Below are 18,034 nucleotides of genomic sequence, written 5' to 3' on the forward strand. Positions count from 1 at the left end.
TTCGAGATTGTGACCCGGAGAGACCGAATCTTCTACTAGACGGAGTCGAAACACGGTGACACTATGCGAGACGAAGCGTACGACTTCGCGGTCGCTCGCGATGGAAGCGGTGATTTCGAGTCCGTCCAGGCCGCGATCGACGCGGTCCCCGACTTCCGGGACGCGGAGACGACGATCCTCGTCGAACGCGGGACCTACGAGGAGAAATTGGTGGTGCCGACGTCCAAGACGAACGTGACCCTCGTCGGTGCGGACCCCGAAGAGACGGTCCTCACCTACGACGACTACAACGGTAAGGAGAACCGCTTCGGCGAGGAGATGGGGACCACCGAGTCCTCGAGTTGCTTCCTCTTCGGCGACGACTTCACGGCGCGGGACCTCACGTTTCAGAACACGGCGGGCGCCGTGGGACAGGCCGTGGCCGTCCGGGTCGACGGCGACCGCGCCGTCTTCGAGAACTGCCGATTTCTGGGCCACCAGGACACCCTCTACACCCACGGCGAGGACAGCCGCCAGTACTACCGCGACTGCTATATCGAGGGGCGAGTCGACTTCATCTTCGGCTGGTCGACGGCCGTCTTCGAGGACTGCGAGATCTTCTGCACCGGCGACGAAGGCTACGTGACGGCCGCTTCGACGACCGAGGACACAGACTACGGCTACCTCTTCCGGGACTGCGAGATCACGGGCGACGCGCCCGCAGACTCCTTTTACCTGGGCCGGCCGTGGCGGCCGTACGCGCAGACGGTGTTTGCTCACTGCTATCTGGGCGACCACGTACGGCCCGAGGGGTGGCACAACTGGCGGGACCCCGACAAGGAGGAGACCGCCTTCTACGCCGAGTACGAGAACGAGAGCCCCGGCTTCGCGCCCGACGAGCGCGTCGACTGGGCCCACCAGTTGACCGACGAGGAGGCCGCCGCGTACACCCTCGAGACCGTCTTCGACGGCTGGGACCCGCTCGAGCGGCTCGCGGAGGCCGCGCGCTGATCGGGGTCAGCGGTCGACTTCGCCCATGATACAGTCGAGGCTCCCGATCGACGCGATCAGGTCGGCGACGTACTCACCGCGAGCGATCTCGGGCAGCGCGGAGAGGTTCGAGAAGCACGGGCTGCGGATCTTGAACCGCGCCGGCGCGTCGGTACCGTCCGCACGAATGTAGATCCCGAGTTCGCCCTTCGCCCCCTCGACGGCCCGATAGATCTCTGCGTCGGCGTCGGGTTTGAGCGTTCTGGGGACGTTGCGCTGGATCGCTCGCTCGTCCTCGGGCCAGTCCTCGAGCAGGTCCAGACACTGATCGACGATCTTCGCGGACTCCTCGATCTCCCGCAGTCGAACGAGCAGCCGAGAGTAGTTGTCGCCGTCGGGTTCGATGACGACGTCCCACTCGAGGTTCGAGTAGTAGCCGTAGGGATCGTCTCGCCGGAGGTCGTAGTCGATGCCGGAGCCGCGGGCGACGGGGCCGGTACAGCCGTATCGCTTCGCCGCGTCGGACGCTAAGACCCCGGTATCGACGCAGCGGCGCTGGAAGATCTCGTTGGTGACCAGCAGCTCGTGATACTCGTCGATCTTGGCGGGGAAGCTATCGAGCACGTCCCGGACGCCCGCGATGAACTCCCCGCGGGGTTCGGGCAGATCCCAGGCGACCCCGCCCAGCCGGAAGTAGTTGAACATCATCCGCTGGCCGGTCAGCTCCTCGAGCACGTCCAGGACGAGTTCGCGGTCGCGGATGGCGTACTGGAAGGCGGCGCAGAACTCGCCGACGATGTCCAGCGCGTAAGTGCCGACGGCGATGAAGTGGGAGGCCAGCCGCGAGAGTTCGGCTCCCATCGTTCGGATCACCTGCGCGTACTCGGGGACCTCGATGTCGGCCAAGTCCTCCGCGGCGCGGGCGTAGGCCCACTCGTTCAGGAGTCCCGAGGACACCCAGTCCCAGCGGTCCGGATAGGGCATGATCTGGTAGCGATAGGTGCTCTGCTGGCACATCTGTTCCTCACAGCGGTGGATGTAGCCGATGTCGGGGTCGACGTCGACGACCGTTTCGCCGTCCAGCACCGCCTTCACGTGGAGCACGCCGTGCGTCGACGGATGGTGCGGGCCGATGTTGAGAAACATCGTCTCCGACGCGGCGTCGTGCTCGTCGCCCGCGATGGGGTTGGCGTGCTCCGAGAGGGTGACGACCTGCGGTTGCTCCTGATCATAGGATCTCGAGAGGGGATGTCCCTGCCACGTTTCAGGGAGGAGGATCCGCCGCGGGTCGGGATGGTCCTCGTACTCGATCCCGACGAGGTCGTAGGCCTCGCGCTCGTGCCACTCCGCGGTCCGGTAGACCGGCGCGGCCGACTCGCTGACCGGATCGTCGACCGGCGTCGGGACGACGACGCTCACCTCGCGCATCGGATCGGCGTAGGACTTCAGGTGGTAGATCGTCTCGAACCGGTCCGGGTACTGTTGGGCCGTCACGCAGGAACAGTGGTCGAACCCCGCCTCGTCTCGCAGCGTCGCGAGGACGTCCCGAACCTCGTCCGGCCGGATCACGACCGCGGGCGCGTTCTCGTGGTCGTCCCGACCGAGGACCGCGTCGCCGAGCAGACTCTCGAGGTCGATCTCCCCCGCCGAATCCCTCGTCCCGGTCCCCCGGGACTCGAGCGTCGAACCTGGTGCCATACGCCGCTGTTCGGCGACGAGAGACGAGTCGATTCTGCGACAGCCACTAGGCTATTTATATACGCAGACCGGATCCTCCGGCCGTGAAGACGGTTCGGCTCACGCTGCGGTACGACGCCGAGACGATCCATCCGATGCACCGGTTCGTCGCCGAGAGCGACGCCTTCGACGCCTATCGGATGGTCCACGGCAACTTCGCCGGGGACGACGACAACGCCTTCATCTTCCACGTCGTCGGCGATCCGGACGTCTACGAGGCCGCGCTCGCGGACACCGGCCGGGTGAGCGAGTACGAACTCACGCGGACCGGCGATCGGACGTTCACCGTCTACGTGCGCGACGTGCCCGAGGGCGTCGACGAGCGCCTCCTCGAGCTCTTCACGGAGCGGAGTCTGGTCGTGCTGCCGCCGCTGGAGTACCGGTCGGACTGGACGGTTCGATTTTCCGTCGTCGGCGAGTCCGCCGACCTCCGGCGGGCGCTCGAGGGGATACCCGACGGCATCGAGACGACCGTCGACCGCGTCGGCGAGTACGACGGGGGCGACGCCGCGGTCGGCGCGCTGACGGCGCGCCAGCGGGAGACCCTGCGAGTGGCTCGCGACCTCGGATACTTCGACGTCCCACGATCGGCGAGCGTCGAGGACGTCGCCGCCGAACTCGACTGTGCGCCCGGGACGGCCGCCGAACACCTCCGGAAGGCGGAGGCGACCGTGATGGACGCCCTCGAGCTGTAGCGAGGGGCCGCTGTGGACGCGACCGCTACTCCGACACGTACGCCTCGAGCGGCAGTGCGAACGGGCAACCGACGCCTATTTTCCGTCCGCGGACGCCGCCTCGTACATGGCCATTCGATTCGTCACCGGCAACGAGGGGAAGGTCCGCGAGGCGCGGGACTACCTCTCCGGGATCGAGCCCGTCGAGCAGATCGAGTACGATTACACCGAGGTCCAGAGCGACTCGCTCGAGGAGATCGCGGCCCACGGTGCTCGGGAGGCGTTCGAGGAACTCGGAAGCGACGATCCGGTGCTCGTCGACGACGCGGGGCTGTTCGTCGACGCGCTGGGCGGGTTTCCGGGCCCGTACTCGGCGTACGTCGAGGACACCGTCGGCGTCGAGCGACTCTGGCGGCTCGCGAGCGAGGAGGAGAACCGGCGCGCGAAGTTCCGGACCGTCCTCGCGTACGCGGACGAGACCGGCACCGAGACGTTCGCGGGCTCGGTCGCGGGCACCCTCGTCGCGCCCCGCGGCGAGGGCGGGTTCGGCTACGACCCGATCTTCGAGTACAACGGGCAGACGATGGCCGAGATGAGTACCGAGGAGAAGAACGCGATTTCGCATCGCGGCCGCGCGCTGGCGACGTTCGCGGAGTGGTACGCCGGCCGCGACGAGTAGCGCGCCGAATCCCGATCGGCGTTAGTCGTCTCCTTCCGCAGTGGTTTCGACCGCGTCGTCGTCCGCCGCGAGCTGCGCTTCGGTGACCGTCTTCGCTTCGCTCTCGACGCTGACGCCCTCCCAGTCCTGATCCGCGTGGTAGCCCTCGCGCTCCTTCGCGCTCGGGGCGACGCGGATGAACTCGGCCTTCTCGCGGGCGTCCGGGATCGTCTCCCCGCCGCAGTAGGAGAGTCCCGACTGGATGCCGGCACAGAACTCGTCGACGACATCGCCGACCGGCCCCTTGTACGGGGTCAGGGCCTCGACGCCCTCGTCGGCGCGAACGTCGCTCTCCTTGTCGTCGCGGTTCTCGGCGGCCGTCGTGGTCGCCATCCCCCGCGAGCGTTTGTACCGCGCGCCGTCGACCTCGACGACCGCACCGGGCGCTTCCGCGGTGCCGGCCAACAGGCTCCCCAGCATCACGGTGTCGGCTCCCGCCATCAGGGCCTTGACCGCGTCGCCGGACGTTCGAATCCCGCCGTCGGCGCAGATCGTCACGTCGAGGTCCTCGGCCGCCGCTGCGCAGTCGTCAATGGCGGTCAACTGCGGGACGCCCGCGCCCGCCACCTTCCGGGTGGTACAGTGAGAGCCGGGCCCGATGCCGACCTTCACGCAGTCCGCGCCGGCGGCCGCGAGGTCCTCGACGCCGGCGGGCGTCGCGACGTTGCCGGCGACGAGGTCGATATCGGGGAACTCCGCTCGGAGCTCCTCGACGGCCTCGAGCGTCCGCTCGAGGTGCCCGTGGGCCACGTCGACGACGAGGGCGTCGACGCCGGCCTCGATCAGGGCGGCGCTGCGGCCAATGTAGTCTTCGTTGATACCCACCGCGGCGGCCACCTGCTCGTCGGCGTCGGTGACCCGCTCGACCTGGTCGGCCTGTTCGGCCGGCGTGAGAAAGCGGTGGATGACGCCGATCCCGCCGGCGCGCGAGAGTTCGACCGCCAGTTCGGCCTCCGTGACGGTGTCCATCGCGGCGGAGACCAGCGGTGCGTCCAGTTCGACGGTCGGCGTGAGCCGCGTCGAGAGGGCGACGTCGTCGCGGCTGTCGACCGGCGAGCGCTTCGGAACGAGGAGCACGTCACCGTAGCTCAATCCGATTCGTAGATCGTTCATTCCCCTCACCATTCACGCATCCCGGGCTGATAAGGGTCCCGTCTCGCATCGGCCCGCGAGGACGCCCTCCGCAGATCCGATATCGACTCGTCGCCGTGACTGCCGTCAGGCTCGCGGGTCCCGATCCGGGCCCGGATACTCGCCGCCCTCGACGACCTCGTACAGGCTCGCGGGGTCGAACAGGCGGGCGAACGCGTCCGGCGGACGGACGCTGACGGAGACGCGGGGCTGCAGGGTCAGGCCGGCCGCCGCCGACCGGAGCCGGTCGTCGTACGACAGCAGGTGGGCCGCCTCGCCCCGATAGGCCGACGCCAGTCCCGGATGGTCACCCTCAGGCTGGTCGACCGCGACGCGCTCGGCGTCGAGCCGTTCGCGGTGGTCCGCGGCGAGATCGGCGTCGGCCAGCGCCGTCACGAGGCGTTCCGTCTGCTCGAGCAGCGGGTCGCTGGCGACGAGGTCGACCCAGGAGTGGCGGCGGACGTGATCCAACGCCTCGCGCGCGTCGCCGCCGACGAGCAGATCCGCCGCGAGCACGTCGGCATCGGCGACGACGCGGGCGGGGTTCGGTTCGTCGCGTTCAGGCATCGCTCTCCTCCCGGATCGCCGCGAGTTCGTCTCGGATCGCCTCGCGGTCGCCGTCGTACTCCGCTCCGCGGTCGAACAGATCGGCCCAGCTTGCGCTCATCGATGGCGGTTGGGACTATGGGATCAAAGGTCGTCCGGCTCGTGGTCGCGACCGACCGCCCGAGACGCTCACGACCGCCGGGAGAGCAGCCAGAAGGCGACGGTGCCGAGGACGAACGCGACGCCGACGTTGCCGGCGAGGCCGACGACCCCGACGGCGGCGACGAGGGCGAGCGATCGGCGATCGTCGACGGGCGCGAACGCCGCGCGAGCCAACTCGAGCGCGACGACGACGAGCAGGACGCCCAGAATCGCCATCGGGAAGGCGGCGAGCACGGCTCCGGCGGCAACCAGCGCGAGCGCGAGGTAGCCGATCCCCAGTAGCACGTTCGCGCCGCCGGTTCGCGCGCCGAAGGCGTACTTCCCGGCGAGGCCGCCGCTGCCGTGGCACATCGGCACGCCGCCCAGCGGGATCGCCGCGAGGCAGGTGACGCCCATGCTCGTCGAGAGCGCGTCCGCCGAGATATCTCGGTCGTAGAGGTCGCCACAAAGCAGGGCGGTCGCGATCGCGGCGTTGCCGACCGTCATCCCGAGCTGGGCGACGGTCCCCTCGACGGCGGCCGTCGTCAGCGAGGGCGTCCCGGCGGGAAAGACCGCGAGTTCGGGCACCGACGCCGTCGGCACCCCCGCCGTCGCGACGGCCGCGACGCCGCCGATTCCGAGCACCACCAGCACGCTCGCCTGCCGGTAGCCCGCGAGCGCCAGCAGGCCGACCGCGACGAGCCCGCCCGCCGCCATCGGCAGGTTCCTGATCGAGAGGTCGACGGCCGCCTCGAGCAAGAGCAAGGCCACGGCGAGTTGCACGCCGCGGACGACTGGCTCGCCGACGACCCGCTGGAGCCGACCGACGAGCCCCAGTCGCCCGACGGCGAGGAGGACCCCGCCGGCGAGTAACCCGGCGGCGGCGAGTTCGGCGTAGGACAGCGCGCCGACGACCGCAAGCCCGATCAGCGCCTTCATCGGTTCGACCGAGAGCGGCAGCCCGTAGTACACTCCCCAGACGATCTGGAAGACGCCGAAGCCGACCAGGACGTGGGGCAACGAGACGCTCGTCGTCGCCCCTAACGCCACGAGCAGCGGCAGTACAGTAACCGAATCACCTAGCGCACCCGTGAGTTCGCTCGCGGAGAACTCGATGTCGGAATCGGTCCGGGATCGGAGCGAGTACGCCATCTATACCCGATATGAGACCACTATCCTTGACTCTTGGCAGTAACTCCTCACGGTTTGTTCCGACCTCGATTGAAACGTTTTTCAGTTACGTCGGCGAGACGGAGCCCGCCGAAGTCGTCGCTACCGAATCTCGCTCTCGCCGCGTCCGTCGCCGATCGTTTCCGGCGTCGACGTCGCGGTCGAGACCGCTTCCGGATCCACGTCGTCGGCCGTCCGCGCCTCGGGGAGGTCGTAGCCGCTCTCGGTGACGTAGCGCTCGAGCCGGGCGTTCAACTCGCCGGCCTGCTCGGTGAGGACGGTCGCGCTGCGGGCGACGTGGGAGAGGGCGTCGGCCTGCGCAGACGCTCGCCGGGCCGCTCTCGCGGAGGTCGCGGCCGTCCGATCGCTCGTCTCCGCGGCGGACTCGACCAGCACGACGACCTCCTCGGTCGCCGAAGCCTGCTCTTCGGTCGCCGCGGAGATCTCCTGGACGCCGTCGTTCGTCCGTCCGGCGAGATCGGCGATCCGCTCGAGCGCGTTCGCGGCGTCTTCGACGTCGGCGACGCTCCCCTCGATTCGGCCGCGGCTGGCGCGGACCTCGTCACCTGCGGACATCGCCCGCTGTTTGAGCCCCTCGAGTCGCTCCTCGACGGTCTGGACCGAATCGTAGACCTCTTCGGAGAGGTTCTGGATCTCGTCGGCGACCGCGCCGAACCCGTCGCCGTCGCTCCCGTCGGAGCGGGTGGCCTCGATGTTGGCGTTGAGCGCCAGCAGGTTCGTCTGCTCGGCGATGTCGCTGATCGATTCGACGAGCTCGTCGATCCGCTCGGCCTCGGCCTCGAGCCCTTCGATTTCCTCGAGCGTGCGCTCGGTCTCCGCGTCGATCACGCCCATGCCCTCGATCGCATCGGTCGCGGCCTCGCTCCCCTTCCGACCGACCCTGGCGGTCCTGTCCGCCGTGTCGGCGACCTCCGAGGCCGTGGCGGCGATCTCCTCGATCGTCGTCGAGAACGACTCCATCTCGGTCGCGACGGACCGCAACTGCTCGTTTTGCTCCCTGTTGTCCGAGACGACCTCGGTGAGCGCGTCGCTCGTGCGCTCGCCTTCGGCCCGCACCGTCTCCATGCTCGTCGTGAGTTCGCGGCTGTAGGTGACCACCTCGCCGGAGAACGACTTCAGCGTCCCGAAGGCGTCCTCGATCTCGTCGAGCATCGCGTTGGAGTTGCCGGCGAGTTCGTCGATCGCGTCGCGAGACCCGCCCCGGTCGAACCGCCGCGTGAGATCGCCCGCCGCGACCGCCCGCGTCGTCTCGGCGTGCGCCGCGACTGTGCTCTCGAGTTCGTCCAGCGAGCGGTCTGCGTGCTCGCCCGCCGCGAGCTGGTTCCGAATCGACGCGAGCGCGGCCTCGAGCCGCCCGAACTCGTCGTCCCGCTCAGTCGAAAAGGAGACGTCGTACTCCTCGTCCTCGAGGCGGGCCGTCCGCTCGGTCACGTCGGCGATCCCCTCGCGCAGTTCGTCGCGCTGGCGCGGTGCGGCCCGAACGTCCGAGACCGCGGCGATCGCAGCCGCCGCTCCACCGGTGGTGACGACGCCGGCGACGCCGACGCCGAGGACGGCGACGGTCAGTTCGCCGAGCGCGACCGCGGCGACGCCGACGACGAGCAGTCCCGCCACCGCTGCCGCGACGCCGAATCCGACCGGCCGCTCGGACTGAATCGCCGTCGGGAGCGACGACGCGCCGGCCTCTGTCGCAGCGGTCTCGGTGGGCTCAGTCATTCGTGCCCCCGTTCGGGGCGTCGGCCGTCGCGTCGGATTCGAACTCGAACCCGGACGTCGATTCGGCGTCGCCATCAGACCGGGAGTCGACCGCGACCGCAGCGTCGGCATCGGCGTCGGCTGCCACCGTCCGCCGGATGTCGAACACGCACGCGTCGTCTCCCTCGTGCATACAGGTCCACTCCTCGGCGACCAACTCCTCGTCGAAGCGCTCGGCGACCCCCTGAATCGCGCCGCGAGCGACGTCACACAGCCTCCGGTCCGAGTCGTAGGTGATCCGCACCCGGTTCTCGTCGATTCGCTCCGAGCGAATTCGGGGCGTCGTCAGCGTCGTCATGTCTCGCGTCCGCAGCGAGGTGTGGAACCGCTGGATGTTCGCGATGAGTTCCAGCCCGTTCCACTCGTCGTCGATGTGGAGATCGTAGGTCTCGAGCAGCGCCGGAACGACCCAGGTCCCGTACTGGGTGAGGATCGTTCGCGGGCTCTGATCCGTGAGTTCGCCGGCGGTCCGTGCGATCTCGTAGACGTCGCCGTCCGGATAGACGGTGACTGGCACGTAGACCTTCTCTTCGATGTCGGCCTCCTCCTGGATCGCGAGCCAGGCGTCCTCGCCGTAGGTGTCGACGACGAACGCCTGCAGCGTCTTCAGGATTATTCCGTGCATGATCCCCCGCTGTGTCCCGCCGGCCTGACGGTCACTGGTTCGGATATATCAGATTTCACGAGTAGTAACCCACCTTATGACTGTATTCGGTTACCCGTTCACCCTGCATTGTTGGGTACGGGATCGATCGTGCGAACGCCTGTCGCGGCCGCTCTCGAGGCGATCGAGCGGGAGTTCGTCACCGCCCGCTCGTGATTGCATCGACGAACCATCACGGATAAGGTCGCCGACTAGCATCGATCGATCGTGAGCGACCTCGGAAAAATCGATCGCGCGTTCTTCGACCGGCATATCGCCCCGAACCTCGGTGCAGACCGCGACGACGTCGCCGTCGGGCCCGCCCATGGTGTCGACTTCGGCGTCCTCGATATCGGCGGGCGAGCGCTGGTCACCGCCACCGATCCGCTGTCGATCCTTCCAGCAATCGGCCTCGAGCGGGCCGCACGGTTCGCCCTCGACCTCGTCCTCGCGGACGTAGCCGTCAGCGGCGTGGCCCCGTCGCATCTCTCGATCTGTTTCACGCTCCCCGAGGGGATGACCGACGACGAGTTCGCGACGGTCTGGGAGACGATCCACGCGGAGTGTACGGATCTCGGGGTCGCCGTCGTAACGGGCCACACGGCTCGTTACGGAGATATTTCGCATCCGTGGGTCGGCGCTGCTACCGCGATGGGCGTCGGCGACCACGACGATATCGTCAGGCCCGACGGTGCCCGTCCCGGCGACCGACTGCTCCTGACGAACGGCCCCGCCGTGGAATCGGTCGGCCTGCTGAGCACCCTCTTCGGCGATCGCATCGACCTTCCGGACGACGTGATCGCAGACGCACAGGAGCGCCTCGAGGAGGTCTTTTCGGTCCGCGACGCCCTCACGGCGGCCGCAGCGGGACCGGTGCGGGCGATGCACGACGTGACCGAGGGCGGCCTCGCCGGCGCGCTGAACGAGATGGCCGACGGCGCGGGCGTCCGATTCGCGGTCGACCGCGCGGCCGTCCCGATGCGCCCCGGCGTCCGCGCGGTCTGTGAGCACCTCGAGTTCGACCCCTGGGCCGCGACCAGTTGCGGTTCGCTCCTGCTCGCGGTCGATCCGAACGGCGTCGAGGACGTGCGCGCGGCGCTCGAGGACCGGGGCACGCCGGTCGCCGAAATCGGCCGCGTCGAGGCCGCCGGGGACGGAGGTGGTGAGGTGCTCGTCGACGGGGACCGGCTCGAGCATCCGACCGTCGATCCGTCGTGGGAGGCCTACGCTGCACTGGCGGACGAAGCGGCCGAATAGCGCGGTTCGCGACCGGTCCGGCGGTTCGCACTCGACAGCCTCGAGTGACCGCGCCCGGTCGTGAGCGGGAGCGCGTCGCGGAGGCACGCGACCGAACTGCTCGAGCGGCGAGACTCGCCGCCACAGAGACGGGGGACGACGATGTGGGCAAGCGATACCCGTCTCGAGGGAGTAGCAGCGTCGAGAGCGATGCGCGACCTCGAACCCCTGAAGGAGACGATCGTCGACGAACTCGAGCGGGAGCGACACACCCACAAGTCGCTCAGAAAGCGGGTCGCGGACGAGCACGAGTGCAGCGAAGAGGCCGCCAGTCGGGCGATATCGGCGCTCCACGACGCGGGCGTGATCAAACATGAACACGGGTTCTTCGAACTCACTACAGACCACTGACTGACTCTGCGTGCGCCGCTCCCCTGCAGGCGATTCTCAGCTTCGCTGACCATCATCGCTTAGTATAACCCGGGAATACGGTTCCGTATGCGAACACCAACACCCGATAGCCGGCCGGTCGCACTGACGATCGCGGGCAGCGACTCCGGCGGCGGCGCGGGAATCCAGGCCGACCTCGCGACGATGGCTGCACACGGCGTCTTCGGCACGTCGGCGATCACCGCCGTCACCGCCCAGAACACCCGCGGCGTCGAGTCCTCGCACGTCCTACCGACCGACGAGATCGAGGCCCAGATCGAGGCCGTCACGGACGACTTCGCGGTCGGCGCGGCGAAGACCGGGATGCTCGCGACGACCGACGTCATCGAGACCGTCACCGAGTACGCCCGCGAGTTCGAGTTCCCGCTGGTCGTCGACCCCGTGATGGTTGCGACCTCGGGCGACCGGCTGCTCGAGCCCGAAGCCGAGCGCGCCTACGAGGAGTTACTGGCCGGAGCGACGTTGGCGACGCCCAACGCCGACGAGGCGGAGGTGCTGACGGACATCGCGGTCACGGACGACGAGAGCGCGATCGAGGCAGGCGAGGCGATCCTCGAGACCGGCGTCGACGCCGTCCTCGTCAAGGGCGGCCACGTCCCCGGCGAGACGGTTCGCGACACGCTCGTCACCGGGGAGAGCGTCCGGACGTTCGAGCACCCGCGGGTCGGCACCGAGGCGACCCACGGCTCGGGCTGTACGCTCGGCTCGGCGATCGCGGCCCGACTCGCGAAGGGCGAACCGCTCGAGACGGCCGTCGAGGGTGCCACGGAGTTCCTCGCCCGCGCAGTCCGGTACTACTACGACGTCGGCGAGGGCCACGGCGCGGTCAATCACATGGTCTCGCTGCGAAACGAGGCCACCCGGGAGCTGACGGCCGAGGAAGTGCAAGCGGTCGTCGACCGGTTCGTCGACGCCGACGTCTCGGCGCTGGTCCCCGAGGTCGGGATGAACGTCGTCGGCGCGACGCCCTACGCCGAATCCGTCGCCGAGACCGCCGCCGTCGAGGGCCGAATCACGCGCACGCTCTCGGGTGTCCAGCCGAACCGCGGCGTTCGGTTCGGAGCCTCGAGCCACGTTGCCCGCTTCCTCCTCTCGGCGCGAGAGTTCGTCCCCGAGCTTCGGTTCGCGGTCAACTGTCGGTTCGACGCGGACATCGAGGCGGCGCTCGAAGCCCTCGAGTGGCCGGTCGCGGAGTACGACCGCGGCGAACAGCCCGACGAAGTCAAGGAGACGGAGGGGAGCACGATGGGCTGGGGTGCCCGGCAGGCGTTTGAGGGCCGCGACGAACCCCCCGTCGCCGTCGTCGACCGCGGGGAGGTCGGCAAGGAGGCGCTCGTCAAAATCGTCGCGAGCGATCCCGAGACGCTCGCCGATCGAACGCTGGCCCTCGACCGAGAGGTGACCGAATGAGCGCCGACGAGTCGGGATCGGCGACCGACCTCGACGTCGGCTACATCCTCCCGCAGTACGGCACCGAGATGGGAACGGTCCGGGACGCCGCGCGCGAGGCCGAATCGCTCGGCTACGACGCGGTCTGGCTCGAGGACCACTTCCAGTCGTGGATCGGCGACCCACGACAGGGGGTCCACGAGTGCTGGACGACGTTGAGCGCGGTCGCCGAGGCGACGGACCGCATTCGGCTCGGCACGCTGGTCACGAGTCAGTCCTACCGCCATCCCGCGCTGCTGGCGAAGATGGCGGCGCAGGTCGACCGCATCAGCGACGGCCGGCTCGAGCTCGGACTCGGCGGCGGCTGGTACGCGGACGAGTACGACCGCTTCGGCTACGAGTTCCGAGAGCCGCCGGCCGAGCGACTCCGTCGGCTCGCCGAGACCGTCGAAATCCTACAGGGACTGTGGACCGAGGAGACCTACAGCCACGACGGCGAGCACCTCGAGATCGATCTCGAGGAGGCGTTCTGCGAACCGCAGCCCGTACAGGAGCCTCATCCGCCGATCTGGATCGGGGGCGGCGGTGAGGAGTTCACCCTGCGCTACACCGCCGACCTGGCCGACGGCTGGAACTACGGCACCCTCGAGCCGGCGGGCTTCGCCGACAAACTCGACGTGCTCCGAGAGCACTGCGAGAGCGAGGATCGATACGAGGAGATCCGCAAGTCGGCCGAGCTGTTCGTCTTCGTCGGCGAGACGAGCGAGGCGGCCGAGGACAAGCGCGAGGCCTTCCGGAGCGAGTTCCTGCCCGCCGACGGGCCGAGCGAGCCCCGCGAGTTCTTCCTCTCGGGCTACCTCGAGACGGCCCCGACGGGGACGCCGACCGACGTGCGAGAGCGTCTCGCGGACTACGCCGATGCCGGCATCGAGGAGGTCATGCTCGCGGTTCCGGACGCGGCCGCCGACGGGGACGAGAGCCTGTCACTGCTGGCCGAGGAACTGCTCGCGTAGCCGGCTCGAGAACCGGCGGCTGTCTCGGCGACGGGTCTCTCGACGACACTCGTCTCTCGGCGACACTCATCTCTCGGCGGCCGCTTGAGGACCCGTTCGACGCGGCACGTGCGGTCGGTGAAGACGGCGGACCCGCCAGTCGCGGTATCGTTCCGACGACAGTCACCCGAACGTGACAGTAGTACTAACTCTCTGGCGTGAGTCGTGGTACCGTATGGGTAGCCCGCCGTCGTCGGCCGGTGGAACCAACGTCGAGGGAGAATCGCCGCGGATCGAGCCGACGGTCGAGACCGACGACGCGACGATCACCGACGACGCCGAACTCGAGCGGACGCTCGGGCTCTCCGGCGGGCTCGCCATCGGAATCGGGACGATGATCGGGGCCGGCATCTTCGTCTTTCCGGGGCTGGCGGCCGGGCAGGCCGGTCCCGCGGCGGCGGTATCGTTCGCCATCGGTGCGCTCGTCGCCCTGCTCGTCGCGTTGCCGACCTCCGAACTCGCGACGGCGATGCCGAAGAGCGGGGGCGGCTACTACTACATCTCTCGCGCGCTGGGCACGCTCGCGGGGACCGTCGTCGGGCTGTCGCTGTGGTTCGGGCTGGTGTTCGCGACGGCGTTTTACCTCGTCGGCTTCGGTTACTACGCCGTCGACACGCTCGCCGAACTCGGTGTCGCGGTCGGCGACGGCCTCGTCATCCCGCTGGCGCTGCTGTTCGGTGCGGGCTTTACCGTGTTGAACGTCACGGGGACGGAAAACGCGGCGAAACTGCAGAACGGTATCGTCGCGTTGCTGCTCTCGATTTTGACGTTCTTTCTCGCGTACGGCGGCCTCGACGCGGTGGGGCTCCTCGGCGAGCCGAGCGCCCCCGAGCGGTTCGCGCCGTTCGGCCCGATGCCCGTGCTGACGACCGCCGCGCTGGTGTTCACTTCGTATCTCGGCTTCGCCCAGGTGGCGACCGTCGCCGGGGAGATGAACGATCCCGGACGGAACCTGCCGCGTGCGATGGTCGGTTCCGTGCTCGTCGTCGGACTCCTCTACGTGGTGACCATCTTCATCGCGACGAGCGCGTTCGGGAGCGAGCGGCTGGCCGAATTCGGCGAGACGGCGATGGTCGAGGTCGGCCGCCACTATCTCGGCGCGGCCGGGGCGTTCGCGATCGTCTTCGGCGGCCTGCTCGCGACGATGTCGAGCGCCAACGCGTCGGTCCTCAGCACGTCTCGAGCCATCTACGCCGTCTCGAAGGACGCCCTGTTACCGCGGCGGGCGAGCCGCATCAACCTCCGGTACGGCACGCCGCACGTCGCGCTGGGGATGGCCGGCGGACCGATTCTCGTGCTGGTCGCGACCGGCCGCGTGGAACTGCTCGCGGAGGTCGCCTCGTTCCTCCATCTCGTCATGTACGGACTGATCTGCGTGGTGCTGCTCGTCCTGCGCCGAAACGAACCGGAGTGGTACGATCCCGACTTCCGGATCCCCGGCTACCCCGTCGTCCCGATACTCGGCGCGCTCACCAGTTTCGCCCTGATCGGCTTCATGCAACCCATCTCACAGCTCACCGGCATCGCGCTCATGGTCGCGGCCGCCGGGTGGTACGCCTATTACGCCCGGGACGTGAGCCTGAAGGGAGGGATCCAATGACACGCGTCCTCGTCCCGCTGGCGATCCTCGAGGGAGAATCGGTCTCTGCCGGACTGCCGACGCTGCTCGCGCCCGTGGACGTGACCGTGCTCGGATATCACGTTCTGCCCGAACAGACGCCGCCGGACCAGGCGCGATTGCAGTACGAAGACAGAGCGACGGACGCCCTCACCGACCTCGCGGCGGAGTTCGAGGCGGCCGGCGGGCGCGCCGATCATCGCCTCGTGTTCACCCACGACCGGGAGCGAACGATCGACCGAGTCGCCGCGGAGACCGGAGCGGACGCCTACGCCATCACGGGCGTCACCGGGCCGGTCGATCGGCTCCTCGTGACCCTGACAGGCGAGGTCGCCGCCGACCGGCTCTGCTCGGTCGTCGCCGAACTGGTCGGCGACCGCGGGATCGACGTCACGCTCTTTCTCGCGACCGACGACGAAGCCGGTGGCCGGGAATCGCTCGAGGCGGCCGCCGCGAGCCTCGCCGAACGCGGTATCGATGTCGAGACCGAACCCGCGGTCGGTGACCCCTCGCTCGAGGCGCTCGTCGAGGCCGCGGCCGGTCACGACGTGATCGTGATGGGTGATCAAGCTCCGTCGCTTCGGTCTCTCGTCTTCGGCGAGGCGGCCGACCGCGTCGCCGCCGAGTCGGTCGGCCCGGTGCTCGTCGTTCGATCCCTCGAGGAACGCGACGACGGGGCGGAACGCGGTGATCGTCTCTCAGACGCCGACCATAGCACGTCGCCATGACCAGTGACGGGACTCGCGATTGCTCTCTATAATTCGGTGGCGCTGTTCGGCAATGGAATCGAACTCTGACTGGTATTTCGCTACCTACTCCTGCGTACTTACCGCGATTTTCATGCCTAACTCTGAATAATGGAACTGGAGCATCAATTGCTGAGAACTTAACTCCGTTCGCTATTGAACGTTCTATCCGTTCCAAAGGGATAGTTCTGGAATTCAGTCTGTTGTGTCGTATTATTCGTTATCCTGTAGGTGACCGAGTAAGTGAACTCCTCCGATTCAGTCAGTTGCGATGAGTCGGTAACACCGCCACGACACTCTAACTGGACGTGAAACTCGTCTGTGCTACCGTTCGAGAGGGAAGTACAGTTGGTTATCACGTTTTCATCGTCATAGAGCCTGTGGTTATGGCTTGCAACGAGGTCGTTGTAGAACAGGCGCTCTTCGTACGTAGTAGTGTAGTCCACGACATTCGAGGAATTCAACGGAATCGGTTTCTCGGGACCAACGGGATAACTCTCAACATCCGAAACACCCCCACCCGGCGTATCAGGCTGAATCTGGAACACGGTGAACATCCCCGCTCCGACGAGAAGTACGACGGCAAGAAACCCGAATGAGATAACAAGCGACTCGCGTCCGGAGGCCATTTCGTAAACGAAAGAAGTCAATACACATATTATTTCTCCCCTCTCCCTAATTGCTTTTGGTAATTCCACATCTCACCTGTCTGAACGAGCCTTTCAAAGACAGTCCGAACGGAGACAGTCGTGCGACCAACCGCAGCGACGACTCGATCAGTTATTCACTGTTTTCTCCGTCGTCCGTCTCCTCGTCATCTGTTGACTCGAGGTACTCCCCGCGGATCACGAGGACCGGATCGACCGTTCGCTCGGCGAGCCGTTCGGCGCGGTCCCGGAAGACGAAGCGGCGGACCGACGGTCGGCTCTCGCCCGCGACGAGGAGGTCGTGCTCGGCCGCGGCCTCGAGGATGGCGTCCGTCGGCGAGCCGTCGACGACCACCGTGCGATCGATCCGATCCGCATCGACTCCCGCACCCACCAGTTCCGAGCGCGCCCGCTCGAGCAGTTCCGCGCCGTCATCCCGGCCCGCCTCGGCCGAGGCGACGTGAAAGAGGGTCACCTCGAGGTCCGTCCCGGCGAGGACCGTCGCGAGCAGTCGGGCGATGTGTTCGACGTTGACGTCACTCCGAAGGGCGACGAGCACCGTCTCGAGGACGGGCGCGGGATTGAGCAGCAGGACGGCGTCGCACGATTCGTCGACGGCGACACGTTCGAACGTCTTCAGCCGATCGTGGGTGAACGCGAGCCGCGACGTGACGTCACAGCCGGCGTCTTCGAACACCGTCCGGAGTTCGTCGAGTTCGGCCTGCGCGCGGTCACCGTACTGGTCGCGTGCCTGATCGGTCCCGGTCTGGTCGGGAAGCTCTCGATAGCCGAGCAGGACGACTGGAATCGAGGCGAACGCGTCGACGATCGTCCGCGGAACGGACTGGCCCTCGAGGACGTCGACCGGAATCAGCACGCGATGATCGCGAGGGTCTGGCATGGCTGTGGTCCGGTCGGTCCTCCCACGGGACGCGTGATATACCCCCGCCGGACGCGTCGGTTCGAGAACCGACACCTAATTTTCGGTGCGGCGATATCACGGCACATGGTCGAGAGTCCGTTCGACGTAGAAATCGAGGTCGGCGAAGTGATCGAAGCCGAACCGTTCCCCGAGGCCGAGAAGCCGGAGATGACGAAACTCTGGATCGACCTCGGCGACGAGGAGATCCAGTCCGCCGGCCAACTCGAGTACCACTACGACGCCGACGAACTCGTCGGTCGACAGGTGCTCTGTGCGACGACCCTCGGCTCGGTGCGGATCGCGGGCTTCAAATCCGAGGCGCTGACGGTCGGCGTCCCCAGCGAGGAGGGGTATCCCGTGCTGGTGTCGCCGGACGAAGACGTGCCGCTGGGCGGGACGTTGTACTAATATCGGGGTCGACCGACTCCCGCTCGGGCCGACCAATGACGGTCCCGAGTAGGGCTGCAGG

At 67.9% G+C, this 18,034-nt stretch carries 18 protein-coding genes; 10 read left to right on the plus strand and 8 right to left on the minus strand.

Annotation, left to right across the window (positions count from 1 at the left end):
* Positions 1-63 precede the first annotated feature (63 nt).
* A complete protein-coding gene (locus tag LDH66_RS07350; protein WP_226480400.1) occupies positions 64-990 on the plus strand; it encodes a pectinesterase family protein in 927 nt (308 codons plus the stop codon).
* 6 nt (positions 991-996) lie between these two features.
* Here the strand turns inward: LDH66_RS07350 and LDH66_RS07355 are convergent, their stop codons facing one another.
* Positions 997-2,667: an NADH-quinone oxidoreductase subunit D gene (locus LDH66_RS07355; protein ID WP_226480401.1), complete on the minus strand. Its 1,671-nt coding sequence runs from the start codon at positions 2,665-2,667 to the stop codon at positions 997-999.
* 83 nt (positions 2,668-2,750) lie between these two features.
* Between LDH66_RS07355 and LDH66_RS07360 the strand changes: the two genes are divergently transcribed.
* Positions 2,751-3,401 (plus strand): helix-turn-helix domain-containing protein, encoded by a 651-nt coding sequence (locus tag LDH66_RS07360; RefSeq protein WP_226480402.1) that lies wholly within the window; start codon positions 2,751-2,753, stop codon positions 3,399-3,401.
* Positions 3,402-3,507: 106 nt separating this feature from the next.
* Positions 3,508-4,059, plus strand: coding sequence for an XTP/dITP diphosphatase (locus tag LDH66_RS07365; protein WP_226480403.1), 552 nt, complete (start codon positions 3,508-3,510; stop codon positions 4,057-4,059).
* A gap of 21 nt (positions 4,060-4,080) precedes the next feature.
* Here LDH66_RS07365 and LDH66_RS07370 read toward each other — a convergent pair whose 3' ends face one another.
* The 5 genes from LDH66_RS07370 to LDH66_RS07390 form a co-directional block, all read right to left on the minus strand.
* Positions 4,081-5,211, minus strand: a complete 1,131-nt coding sequence (locus LDH66_RS07370; RefSeq protein ID WP_226480404.1) for a guanosine monophosphate reductase — start codon at positions 5,209-5,211, stop codon at positions 4,081-4,083.
* 105 nt (positions 5,212-5,316) lie between these two features.
* Positions 5,317-5,796, minus strand: a complete 480-nt coding sequence (locus tag LDH66_RS07375) for a DUF7384 family protein (RefSeq protein ID WP_226480405.1) — start codon at positions 5,794-5,796, stop codon at positions 5,317-5,319.
* Between the two features lie 168 nt (positions 5,797-5,964).
* On the minus strand, positions 5,965-7,068 hold the full coding sequence (locus tag LDH66_RS07380) for a putative sulfate/molybdate transporter (RefSeq protein WP_226480406.1): 1,104 nt from the start codon (positions 7,066-7,068) through the stop codon (positions 5,965-5,967).
* Between the two features lie 120 nt (positions 7,069-7,188).
* The gene (locus LDH66_RS07385) at positions 7,189-8,823 is read right to left on the minus strand and encodes a methyl-accepting chemotaxis protein (RefSeq protein ID WP_226480407.1); all 1,635 of its coding nucleotides are present in this window, start codon (positions 8,821-8,823) and stop codon (positions 7,189-7,191) included.
* On the minus strand, positions 8,816-9,487 hold the full coding sequence (locus tag LDH66_RS07390) for a heme NO-binding domain-containing protein (protein WP_226480408.1): 672 nt from the start codon (positions 9,485-9,487) through the stop codon (positions 8,816-8,818). Before LDH66_RS07390 ends, LDH66_RS07385 begins: the two co-directional genes overlap by 8 nt.
* 246 nt (positions 9,488-9,733) lie before the next feature.
* Between LDH66_RS07390 and LDH66_RS07395 the strand changes: the two genes are divergently transcribed.
* From LDH66_RS07395 to LDH66_RS07420, 6 genes are all read left to right on the plus strand, one after another.
* Positions 9,734-10,762: a HypE family hydrogenase expression/formation protein gene (locus tag LDH66_RS07395; RefSeq protein WP_226480409.1), complete on the plus strand. Its 1,029-nt coding sequence runs from the start codon at positions 9,734-9,736 to the stop codon at positions 10,760-10,762.
* Between the two features lie 189 nt (positions 10,763-10,951).
* On the plus strand, positions 10,952-11,152 hold the full coding sequence (locus LDH66_RS07400; RefSeq protein ID WP_226480410.1) for a hypothetical protein: 201 nt from the start codon (positions 10,952-10,954) through the stop codon (positions 11,150-11,152).
* An 87-nt stretch (positions 11,153-11,239) separates the two neighbouring features.
* Positions 11,240-12,601, plus strand: a complete 1,362-nt coding sequence (gene thiD / locus LDH66_RS07405) for a bifunctional hydroxymethylpyrimidine kinase/phosphomethylpyrimidine kinase (RefSeq protein ID WP_226480411.1) — start codon at positions 11,240-11,242, stop codon at positions 12,599-12,601.
* A complete protein-coding gene (locus tag LDH66_RS07410) occupies positions 12,598-13,593 on the plus strand; it encodes a TIGR03560 family F420-dependent LLM class oxidoreductase (protein WP_226480412.1) in 996 nt (331 codons plus the stop codon). Before thiD ends, LDH66_RS07410 begins: the two co-directional genes overlap by 4 nt.
* Before the next feature lie 214 nt (positions 13,594-13,807).
* Positions 13,808-15,232 (plus strand): APC family permease, encoded by a 1,425-nt coding sequence (locus tag LDH66_RS07415; RefSeq protein ID WP_226480413.1) that lies wholly within the window; start codon positions 13,808-13,810, stop codon positions 15,230-15,232.
* The gene (locus tag LDH66_RS07420; protein WP_226480414.1) at positions 15,229-15,978 is read left to right on the plus strand and encodes a universal stress protein; all 750 of its coding nucleotides are present in this window, start codon (positions 15,229-15,231) and stop codon (positions 15,976-15,978) included. Before LDH66_RS07415 ends, LDH66_RS07420 begins: the two co-directional genes overlap by 4 nt.
* Before the next feature lie 158 nt (positions 15,979-16,136).
* Here LDH66_RS07420 and LDH66_RS07425 read toward each other — a convergent pair whose 3' ends face one another.
* The gene (locus tag LDH66_RS07425; protein WP_226480415.1) at positions 16,137-16,694 is read right to left on the minus strand and encodes a hypothetical protein; all 558 of its coding nucleotides are present in this window, start codon (positions 16,692-16,694) and stop codon (positions 16,137-16,139) included.
* Between the two features lie 82 nt (positions 16,695-16,776).
* Complete coding sequence (locus tag LDH66_RS07430; protein ID WP_226480416.1) at positions 16,777-17,544, minus strand: universal stress protein; 768 nt, start codon at positions 17,542-17,544, stop codon at positions 16,777-16,779.
* Between the two features lie 105 nt (positions 17,545-17,649).
* On the opposite strand from LDH66_RS07430, the gene LDH66_RS07435 reads away from it, so the two are divergent.
* A complete protein-coding gene (locus tag LDH66_RS07435) occupies positions 17,650-17,973 on the plus strand; it encodes a tRNA-binding protein (protein WP_226480417.1) in 324 nt (107 codons plus the stop codon).
* The last annotated feature ends 61 nt before the right edge of the window (positions 17,974-18,034 follow it).

This window comes from Natrinema amylolyticum (genome assembly GCF_020515625.1).
Lineage (GTDB): Archaea > Halobacteriota > Halobacteria > Halobacteriales > Natrialbaceae > Natrinema > Natrinema amylolyticum.

Coding starts and splice junctions, on each gene's coding strand:
- LDH66_RS07400 (WP_226480410.1), top strand. CDS start 10,952: ATGCGCGACCTCGAACCCCTGAAGGAGACGATCGTCGACGAACTCGAG.
- LDH66_RS07430 (WP_226480416.1), bottom strand. CDS start 17,544: ATGCCAGACCCTCGCGATCATCGCGTGCTGATTCCGGTCGACGTCCTC.
- LDH66_RS07435 (WP_226480417.1), top strand. CDS start 17,650: ATGGTCGAGAGTCCGTTCGACGTAGAAATCGAGGTCGGCGAAGTGATC.
- LDH66_RS07370 (WP_226480404.1), bottom strand. CDS start 5,211: ATGAACGATCTACGAATCGGATTGAGCTACGGTGACGTGCTCCTCGTT.
- LDH66_RS07380 (WP_226480406.1), bottom strand. CDS start 7,068: ATGGCGTACTCGCTCCGATCCCGGACCGATTCCGACATCGAGTTCTCC.
- LDH66_RS07365 (WP_226480403.1), top strand. CDS start 3,508: ATGGCCATTCGATTCGTCACCGGCAACGAGGGGAAGGTCCGCGAGGCG.
- LDH66_RS07350 (WP_226480400.1), top strand. CDS start 64: ATGCGAGACGAAGCGTACGACTTCGCGGTCGCTCGCGATGGAAGCGGT.
- LDH66_RS07385 (WP_226480407.1), bottom strand. CDS start 8,823: ATGACTGAGCCCACCGAGACCGCTGCGACAGAGGCCGGCGCGTCGTCG.
- LDH66_RS07355 (WP_226480401.1), bottom strand. CDS start 2,667: ATGGCACCAGGTTCGACGCTCGAGTCCCGGGGGACCGGGACGAGGGAT.
- LDH66_RS07375 (WP_226480405.1), bottom strand. CDS start 5,796: ATGCCTGAACGCGACGAACCGAACCCCGCCCGCGTCGTCGCCGATGCC.
- LDH66_RS07410 (WP_226480412.1), top strand. CDS start 12,598: ATGAGCGCCGACGAGTCGGGATCGGCGACCGACCTCGACGTCGGCTAC.
- LDH66_RS07390 (WP_226480408.1), bottom strand. CDS start 9,487: ATGCACGGAATAATCCTGAAGACGCTGCAGGCGTTCGTCGTCGACACC.
- LDH66_RS07415 (WP_226480413.1), top strand. CDS start 13,808: ATGGGTAGCCCGCCGTCGTCGGCCGGTGGAACCAACGTCGAGGGAGAA.
- thiD (WP_226480411.1), top strand. CDS start 11,240: ATGCGAACACCAACACCCGATAGCCGGCCGGTCGCACTGACGATCGCG.
- LDH66_RS07420 (WP_226480414.1), top strand. CDS start 15,229: ATGACACGCGTCCTCGTCCCGCTGGCGATCCTCGAGGGAGAATCGGTC.